This is a genomic window from Mycolicibacterium sp. lyk4-40-TYG-92 (assembly GCF_030209435.1).
In the GTDB taxonomy this organism is placed as follows: domain Bacteria; phylum Actinomycetota; class Actinomycetes; order Mycobacteriales; family Mycobacteriaceae; genus Mycobacterium.
Genome location: NZ_JARVRX010000023.1, coordinates 17,896 through 26,433 on the forward strand (window position 1 = coordinate 17,896; position 8,538 = coordinate 26,433).

The following is an 8,538-nucleotide window of genomic DNA, read 5'->3' on the forward strand; positions in this document are numbered from 1 at the left end:
CAACTTACCGGTCGCGGCGTGGAGCTAGCTTGGGCGCAGGACCGGGATCAGCGCGTCGATGACCGAGCTGTCCTCGATGGTCGACGGGACGACGTAGTCGGTGCCTTCGGCGATCTGCCGCATGGTCTTTCGCAGGATCTTGCCCGACCGGGTCTTGGGCAGGGCGCCCACGACGGTGACGTCCCGGAAGGTGGCGACCGCGCCGATCTGGTCCCGCACCATCGCCGCGAGTTCCTGCTGCAGCACCCCGGCATCGATGTCCTGGCCCGACTTGAGCACAACGTAGCCACTGGGGCGCTGCCCCTTGAGATCGTCGTGGATGCCGATGACGGCACACTCGGCCACGGCCCGGTGCCCGGCGATCACCGCTTCGATACTGCCCGTCGAAAGCCGGTGCCCCGCAACGTTGATGACGTCGTCGGTACGGCCGAGCACGGTCAGGTAGCCGTCGTCGTCGACGTAGCCGAAGTCACCCGTCAGGTAGTAGCCGGGGAACGCGGACAGGTACGACTGCACGAAGCCTTTCTCGTTCTGCCACAGCCCGGCGAGGGTGCCGGGCGGCAGCGGCAGCTTGATGACGATGTTGCCTTCGACGCCGGGTCCGACCGGATTGCCCGAGGCATCGACGATGCCGACGCGGTAGCCGGGCACCGGCACTGTCGGTGAGCCGGCTTTGATGGGCATGGGTTCGAGGCCGCGCAGGTTCGCGCAGATGGCCCAACCGGTTTCGGTCTGCCACCAGTGGTCGACGACGGGGCAGTGCAGCTTCTCCGATGCCCACTCATAGGTGTCGGGGTCCAGGCGTTCACCGGCGACGAACAGCGTGCGCAGCGTCGAAATGTCATGACCGGCAAGCATCGACGCCTCGGGATCGGCTTTGCGGATGGCGCGCAGCGCGGTCGGCGCGGTGAACAGCGCTGCCACGCCGTGCTGTTCGATGACCCGCCAGAACGCGCCGGCGTCGGGGGTGCCGACGGGCTTGCCCTCGTAGAGCACCGTGGTGGCGCCGGCGATCAGCGGCCCGTACACGATGTACGAGCTGCCGACGACCCACCCGATGTCCGAGGCCGTCCACATCACCTGGCCGGCGCTGATGTCGTAGACGTTCTTCATCGACCAGGCCAGCGCGACGGCGTGCCCACCGTTGTCGCGCACGACGCCCTTGGGCCTGCCGGTCGTGCCGGAGGTGTACAGGATGTAGAGCGGGTCGGTGGCGGCCACCGGTACCGGGGCGACGGGCCCGGCGACGGCCACCAGTTCGTCCCAGTCGAGGTAGCCCGGGTAGTCGGTGGCATCGCCGGCGACCTCGCCGCGGTTCTTGACGATCACGGTGGCCGGGGCGGCACCGGTCAGCGCCAGCGCCTTGGCTACGACGGGGAGGTACTCGACGGTGCGACCCGGTTCCAGACCGCCGGAGGCGGTCAGCAGGGCCACGGGCTGCGCGTCGTCGATGCGGGCCGCGAGTTCACCTGCCGCGAACCCGCCGAAGACCACCGAATGCACGGCGCCGATGCGGGCACACGCGAGCATCGCGATGACGGCCTCGGGGATCATCGGCATGTAGATCACGACGCGGTCGCCCTTGGTGACGCCTTGTGCGGCAAGCACTCCGGCGAAGCGTGCCACGCGGTCGAGCAGTTCGGCGTACGTGAAGGACTGCTGCACACCGACCATCGCCGAGTCGTAGATCAGCGCGGTGCGGTCGCCGTTGCCGGCCTCGGCGTGCCGGTCGAGGGCGTTGTAGCAGGTGTTGAGCTGCCCGTCGGGAAACCAGCGGTAGTGCGGCGCCGCCGAGTCGTCGAGTGCGCGGGTCGGCGCGACGGTCCAGTCGATGGCCTGCGCAGCCGCCAGCCAGAAGTCGTCGGGCCGCTCGGCGGCGGCCTCGAACGCCTCGCGATAAGCACTCACGCGAGTTCCTTGACGACGGCGGAGAACACCGTCATGAACCAGTCGAGGTCCGACATCGAGAACACCAGAGGAGGTCGCACTTTGAGGATGTTGCCATGCCCGCCGCACACAGAGATCAGAACGCGGTTATCCCGCATCATGTCGACGATGCGCTGGGCAGTGCCCCTGTCGTGCTCCTTGGTGTCTGGGTCGGTGACGATCTCGACACCGGTATACAGCCCCGTGCCGCGGACGTCGCCGAGGAACGGGTACTCCTTGGCCAGGACGCGGAGTTCGGACCGCCATTGATCGCCCACGGCGACGGCGTGTTCGGCGAGCCCGTCACCGACGATGACGTCGAGGACGGCCTGCGCCGCGGCCATCGAGACGGGGTTGCCGCCAAAGGTGTTGAAGTAAGGCGTCTCCTGCGCGAAGACGTCGAGAATCTCCGGTCGGGCCGCCATCGCCGCCACGGGGATGCCGTTGCCCATGGGCTTGCCCATCGTCACCAGGTCGGGCACCACGCCGTGCCGCTGAAAACCCCACATCGCCTCACCGGTCCGCGAGAAGCCCGGTTGCACCTCGTCGGCGATGAACACGCCACCAGCGCGGTGGACCACCTCTACGGCCGGCCCCAGCACCGACGGGTCCACGTAGATGCCGTCGGAGGAGAAGATCGAATCCAGCAGCAGCGCACTGAATTTGTGGCCGTGCCGTTCGAGGTCGGCGATCGCCGCGCTGATCTGGTCGGCGAACCAGCGGCCCAGCACGGCCGGGTCGATGCGGTACGAGTCCGGGGCCGGCACCGTGCGGACGTTGGCGCCCAGTGGGACCCCGACACCCAGCGATGGCGACATCGCCGAGATCAGTGCGCTGTTGCCGTGGTACGCCTCCTCGGTGACGATGACCCCGGTGCCGCCGCTGTACTGCTCGGCGACCCGGACGGCCAGGTCGTTGGCCTCGGATCCCGTGCAGGTGTACATGATCGACGAGATCTCGGCCGGGAATGTCGCGAGCAGTTGCTCGGAGTAGTCGAGGATGCCGCCGTGCAGATAGCGGGTGTGGGTGTTCAGCTCCGACATCTGCCGGGTCACGGCCTCGACGACCCGCTGGTTGCAGTGGCCCACGCTGGCCACATTGTTGTAGGCGTCGAGGTACTTGTTGCCCTCGGCGTCGTAGAGATGCGCACCGGAACCTTTGACCAGGTGGACCGGCCGGTTGTAGAAGAGCCGGTAGGACGGACCCAGCGCCTTACGCCGCTTCTCGACCATGGCACCGGTGGTGGGGTCGAGTTCTTCCCCGCCGGTGTAGCTGTTGGAGTCCATGATTGTGGAGAAAGCCATGTTCGTTGTCCTTGCGATAGAAAGCGATCGGCGCCGGGTCCAGGTGTTTGTCAGCGTTCTTCGTCGAGCACGACGCGCCCCAATCGGTCGTAGCGCTGCGGCGACTTGGCCCGGAGCACAAGGGCGACCACGATTCCGGCGATGGCGGTGCCACCGACCACCCAGGGAATCGACGCGAAGACGATGTCGTCCTTCGCCGTTCCTGCCGCGAACGAGGCGTTCTTGATCAGCAGGTAGATGACGTACAGCATGCCGATACCGCCGAGCCCGGGGGCGACGAAGGTGCGGAACCAGTGTGCGGTCTCCGGATGTTGCTTGCGCACATGGAAATACGAGACCACCGAGAACGCGGCCATCGCCTGCACGATGAGAATGGCGGAGGTACCCAGCAGCGCGGCAAGGCCGTAGAGCCCGCTGTAGGGATCGCGACCGGAGATCGCGAACCACAGCACGATCACCAGGGTGATGGCCGTCTGCACGAAGCCGGCGATGTGCGGGGATCCGTGGGTGTGGTGGGTACGGCCAATGGTTTTCGCGGTTCTGGGGAGGATGTCTTCCCGGCCGAGCGCGTAGATGTAGCGGGCAGCGCAGTTGTGGAACGCCATGCCACAGGCATACGAGCCCGTGGTCAGCAGGATCTGGAACATGGTCACGGCCCAGCCGCCGAGGTGCTCACGCACCGGGGTGAAGAAGATTTCACCGGCGGTGTTGGTATCCTGCGCCAGCGCAATGGATTTGCTGGGACCGGTGCCCACGATCGCCAGCCACGACACCACGATGTAGAACGCCCCGATGCCGAGCACCGACGACATGATCGCGACGGGGATGATCTTCTTGGGGTTCTTGGACTCTTCGCCGTACATCGCACTGGACTCGAAACCGACCCAGGACCAGAAGGCGAAGAACAAGCCGATTCCGGCGGAGCCGGCCACGGCCATGGTGCCCGCGCCGCTGACGTTCGGGACAACGGCGTCGAGCCCCTTCAGCCCGTTGACCGGGTTGAGAGATGACAGCGACCAGCCTTCCGGGCCACCGCCGCTGACGACCACCGAGCCCGCCATCAGCGTCAACATCACGATCTCGGTGATCAGCAGTCCGCCAAGCACTTTCGCGGCCAAGTTGACATCGAAGTAGGTGAGCACCGCATTGGCGACGATCATCACAAGGGCGAACAGCAGCCACGGCAGGTGCACGCCGAACAGTGATGCGAACAGATCCCGCGAGAAAAACGAGAAGATGCCGACCAGAGACGCCTCGAAAACCACGTACGCCAGGACCGTCAGGAAGCCGGCGGACAGACCGAGCACCCGCCCGAGTCCGTGCGAGATGTAGCCGTAGAACGCCCCCGTCGCGGTGATGTGCTTCGACATCGCCGCATATCCGACAGCGAACAGGCCAAGCACGATCGTCGCAATCAGGTACCCGGCGGGGGCTGCCGCACCGTTACCGGACCCGACGGCAATCGGGACGTTGCCGACCATCGCGGTGATCGGGGCGGCGGTGGCCACCGCCATGAACAGCACGCCGATCAAGCCGACGGCGTTGGGTTTGAGGCGCTGCACGGCGGTGCCGCTGTCGGGCGGCGCCGATGTCGCTGGGGCAGTTCGTGGGTGGTCGTCGATCTCACTCATGGGTGCTAACCGATCCGATCTGATGGGAGACGGGTCCGGGCCACGCTGGCCGGTTTTGGGTTTATTTGGTCTGCTCTACTGAGCGGCACTTCAGCTATCCGATGGACCAATGGACCCCCCACGCCATCGGCACACGGCTATTGGTACCAGACCGCTCCAGCGCGGTCAATACCCGAACTACCTGCACACTTCCTGTGCATAGGTGCGAACCCGCCCCATATTTCCGGCCCGTAAAACCATCGTTACCAATTTTCGGTTTTGGTTCACTTTCGAGCCGAAGTGCGATACAACTGACCAGACCAAATAGTGACCGTGCCCACACCGCCAGTTCAGGAGAGCCACAATGAGCGACATGGCCGCCACCGACTACGAACGCTTCGCGCGCGCCGCGCTCCCCCACTACGGGCTCGATTCGGCAACCGTGACACTGCTGAGCTACTCGGAGAACGGCACCTTCCTGGTGGAATCGGAGACCGGACGCCAGGTCCTGCGCGTGCACCGGCCGGGCTACCACTCGCTGGCCGCCATCGAATCCGAACTCGACTGGATGGAGAGCCTCCGTCGCGACTCCGCCATCACGACGCCGCAGGTGATTCCCGCCCCCGACGGGCGCCGCGTGGTGGAGGCCCGCATCGGCGACAAGTCCTGCCTCGTCGACCTGTTCACGTTCGTGGAAGGCACCATCGCCGAGGACGACGCCTCCGACATCAGCTTCAGTGAGTTGGGCGCCATCACCGCCACGCTGCACGAGCACGTCCAGCGTTGGCAGCGGCCGGAGACCTTCACCCGGTTTCGGTGGGATCTCGACGCGATGCTGGGTCCGGATGGCCGGTGGGGCGACTGGCGCGACGCCCCGGCGCTCAGCGCCGCGGACGCCGCCGTCATCGCCGAGGCCGAACGCAAGGTCATCCACCGTCTCACCAAATACGGCATGGGCCCCGAACGCTTCGGACTCGTGCACGCCGATCTGCGGATGTCGAACCTCATGGTGCAGGGCGGGAAGATCACCGTCATCGACTTCGACGACTGCGGCTGGTCGTGGTACCTCGCCGACCTGGGCGCCGTGGTGTCGTTCGTCGAGGACACCCCCGACGCGACCCGCATCATCGACGAATGGCTGGCCGGCTACCGCAGCGTCCGCGACATCGCCGCCGCCGACCTCGCCGAGATCCCCACGTTCGTCATGCTGCGCCGCCTGATGCTCACCGCCTGGATCGGCAGCCATCCCGAATCCGGACCGGCACAGACGCTCGGCCACCGATACGCCTCTGGCACTGCACAATTGGCACAGGCCTACCTCACCGACCCATCGTGGTTCCGCGTGGATGTTCCCGCGGCCGCTCCCACCCACTGACAGGACACGCGCATCATGTTCGATCTCGCCAACAAGAACGTCATCGTCACCGGCGCCACCAAGGGCATCGGTTACGGCATCGCCGCCGTGTTCGCCACCGCGGGCGCCAACGTCGCCGTCGCGGCACGCTCACTGCACGACCTCGACACCGCCGTCGCCGGCCTCGACGGGCTCGGATCCGGCAAGGTCATCGGCGTCGCGGTCGACGTGGCCGATCCCCGGTCGTGCCAGGCGATGGCCGAGGCCGCCGTCGACGCCTTCGGCGGCATCGACGTGTTGTGCGCCAACGCCGGCATCTTCCCCGAGGCACCGCTGGCCACCATGACGCCCGACGATCTCGCCACAGTGCTCGACGTCAACGTCAAGGGCACCGTCTACAGCGTGCAGGCCTGTCTCGATGCGCTCACCCGCAGCGGCGCCGGTCGCGTCATCATCACCTCGTCGATCACGGGCCCGGTGACGGGCTTCCCCGGCTGGTCACACTACGGCGCGTCCAAGGCCGCGCAGCTGGGCTTCATGCGCACGGCCGCAATCGAACTCGCCGCCAAGCGCATCACCGTCAACGCCATCCTGCCCGGCAACATCCTCACCGAGGGGCTGCAGGAGATGGGCGAGGACTACATCGCCGGCATGGCCCGCTCCATCCCCGCCGGGACGTTGGGCACGCCGGAAGACATCGGCCACCTCGCCGCGTTCCTGGCTACCGATGAGGCCCGCTACCTCACCGGCCAGTCCATCGTCGTCGACGGCGGGCAAATCCTGCCGGAATCGCTGGACGCCGTGGCCGGCTGACAACAGGTCGGTACGGTGAACGGCATGGACGAGTCCGAGGGTGGCCCGGTAGCCGAGGATGTGCGGCGCCGCATCGTCGCGATGCTCGACGCCGGCACCCTGCGACCGGGCGACCGCCTGGGCTCCGAGCGCGAGATGGCCGAGCAGTTCTCCGTCTCCCGCGCGACGCTGCGCAGCGCCCTCGTGCCGCTGAGCCGCGCCGGGATCCTGGAACGGCGCAGCGGCCGCGCGGGCGGCACGTTCATCAAGACGGTGCTCGTGGAACGCAACGTCGCCGAACTGTCCGGCCTGCCGAATCGGCTGAAGCAGGGCGGTCATTCCACGACCCGCAGCCGGGTGTTGTCGACGGCCCTGCGCGGCGCCACGCCCATCGAGGCACAACGCCTGAGCGTCGAACCCGGCACCGAACTCGTCGTCGTGCAGCGGCTGCGATACGCCGATGGTTTTCCGCTGTCGGTCGACTGTGCGCACTTTCCCGCCGACCTCGTGCCGGACCTGCTGGAGCAACCGCTCGGCGGGTCGCTGTACGACATCCTGGCCGTCCGCTACGACCTGCGGCCGGTGACGTCCGTCGAGAGCATCGAGGTCGTCAGCGCCAATCCCCGTGAAGCCTCCTGGCTCGAAATCCCGACGCGCACTCCCCTGTTGGCGATGACGCGCGTCGCCTCCGATGCCGGCGGCCGGCCGTTTGAATACTCCGAGGACCTGTTCCGCGCGGACCGGGTCCGGCTCGTCGCCAAGACCTCGGCACTGGCCGAGCGCGAGACCCTCGGCACCGACGGCCGCGTCGAACTCACCGTCACGGCATAGTCAGGCGAACAGGTCGACGGCCGCGGCGATGCGGCCGGCGGCATCGCCGACGATCGCCTCACCGTGGCCGAATCCCGCGATGCGGGCGCCCGTCGCGGCGAGGGTGCCGACCGCCCGGACCGCGGCGGGCCGGTCGGTGTTGAAGACGCCCAGCACCACTTGACCATTCACCTCTGCAACGGCGTCGCCGGTCAGGACGGCAGCGTCGTCGGGAAGATACAGCGCGATACTGCCCGGCGTGTGCCCCGGGACGGCGATGACGCGGGCGCCGCCGCCGAAGTCGAGGATGTCACCGTCGGTCACCGTGCGGTCGACGCGGCAGGCGGGACCGTGCGGTGCGGCCGCGAAATCCGGCCGCAGCGTCCGCTCGGCATCGGTGAGCACCGGTATCGGCCCGTCGCTGTGACCCGTGATGTACGACGAATCAGGCTCTCCGGCAATGACTTCAGCACCTGACCAGCCGCCGATCTCGGTGGCGGCGCCGCAGTGGTCCTCGTGAAAGTGCGTCAGCACAATACGTTTCACGTCGGCGGGCCCGCGCTCCAGCGCGGCGAGGGCGTCGGCGATCAGCGCAGCGCTGTCGGGCCAGCCGGTATCGATGAGCGTCACGCCGTCGGCATCGAGCCGCAGGTAGCAGTTGAGCAGATGTGCCCGCTCACCAGGAATCCGCAGTCGGTACAACGCGGGCGTCAGCTCGAGCAGATCGGCCATGTCCCCCACG

Annotated in this window: 7 protein-coding genes; 3 read left to right on the forward strand and 4 right to left on the reverse strand. The window is 67.3% G+C overall.

Going from position 1 to position 8,538, the window contains the following annotated elements; genetic code table 11:
• Window positions 1–24: 24 nt before the first annotated feature.
• From QRN63_RS27050 to QRN63_RS27060, 3 genes are read right to left on the reverse strand one after another with little or no spacing between them, the layout of a single operon-like run.
• Window positions 25–1,908: a propionyl-CoA synthetase gene (locus QRN63_RS27050; RefSeq protein ID WP_285034018.1), complete on the reverse strand. Its 1,884-nt coding sequence runs from the start codon at window positions 1,906–1,908 to the stop codon at window positions 25–27.
• Window positions 1,905–3,230 carry an aspartate aminotransferase family protein gene (locus QRN63_RS27055; protein ID WP_285034020.1) on the reverse strand — a complete coding sequence of 442 codons (1,326 nt, stop codon included), beginning with the start codon at window positions 3,228–3,230 and terminating at the stop codon, window positions 1,905–1,907. The genes QRN63_RS27050 and QRN63_RS27055 overlap by 4 nt, the downstream gene beginning before the upstream one ends.
• Window positions 3,231–3,280: 50 nt before the next feature.
• Window positions 3,281–4,861: an APC family permease gene (locus QRN63_RS27060; RefSeq protein WP_267319495.1), complete on the reverse strand. Its 1,581-nt coding sequence runs from the start codon at window positions 4,859–4,861 to the stop codon at window positions 3,281–3,283.
• A 343-nt stretch (window positions 4,862–5,204) separates the two neighbouring features.
• Here QRN63_RS27060 and QRN63_RS27065 point away from each other — a divergent pair, with 343 nt between their 5' ends.
• The 3 genes from QRN63_RS27065 to QRN63_RS27075 are packed head-to-tail and all read left to right on the forward strand — an operon-like array spanning window position 5,205 to window position 7,817.
• Window positions 5,205–6,215 (forward strand): phosphotransferase enzyme family protein, encoded by a 1,011-nt coding sequence (locus QRN63_RS27065; RefSeq protein ID WP_285034021.1) that lies wholly within the window; start codon window positions 5,205–5,207, stop codon window positions 6,213–6,215.
• Between the two features lie 15 nt (window positions 6,216–6,230).
• Window positions 6,231–7,007, forward strand: coding sequence for a 3-oxoacyl-ACP reductase FabG (gene fabG / locus QRN63_RS27070; protein ID WP_285034023.1), 777 nt, complete (start codon window positions 6,231–6,233; stop codon window positions 7,005–7,007).
• A gap of 24 nt (window positions 7,008–7,031) precedes the next feature.
• The gene (locus QRN63_RS27075) at window positions 7,032–7,817 is read left to right on the forward strand and encodes a GntR family transcriptional regulator (protein WP_267319498.1); all 786 of its coding nucleotides are present in this window, start codon (window positions 7,032–7,034) and stop codon (window positions 7,815–7,817) included.
• Here the strand turns inward: QRN63_RS27075 and QRN63_RS27080 are convergent, their stop codons facing one another.
• Window positions 7,818–8,528 (reverse strand): MBL fold metallo-hydrolase, encoded by a 711-nt coding sequence (locus QRN63_RS27080; protein ID WP_285034025.1) that lies wholly within the window; start codon window positions 8,526–8,528, stop codon window positions 7,818–7,820. It abuts the gene before it with no gap.
• Window positions 8,529–8,538 lie beyond the last annotated feature (10 nt).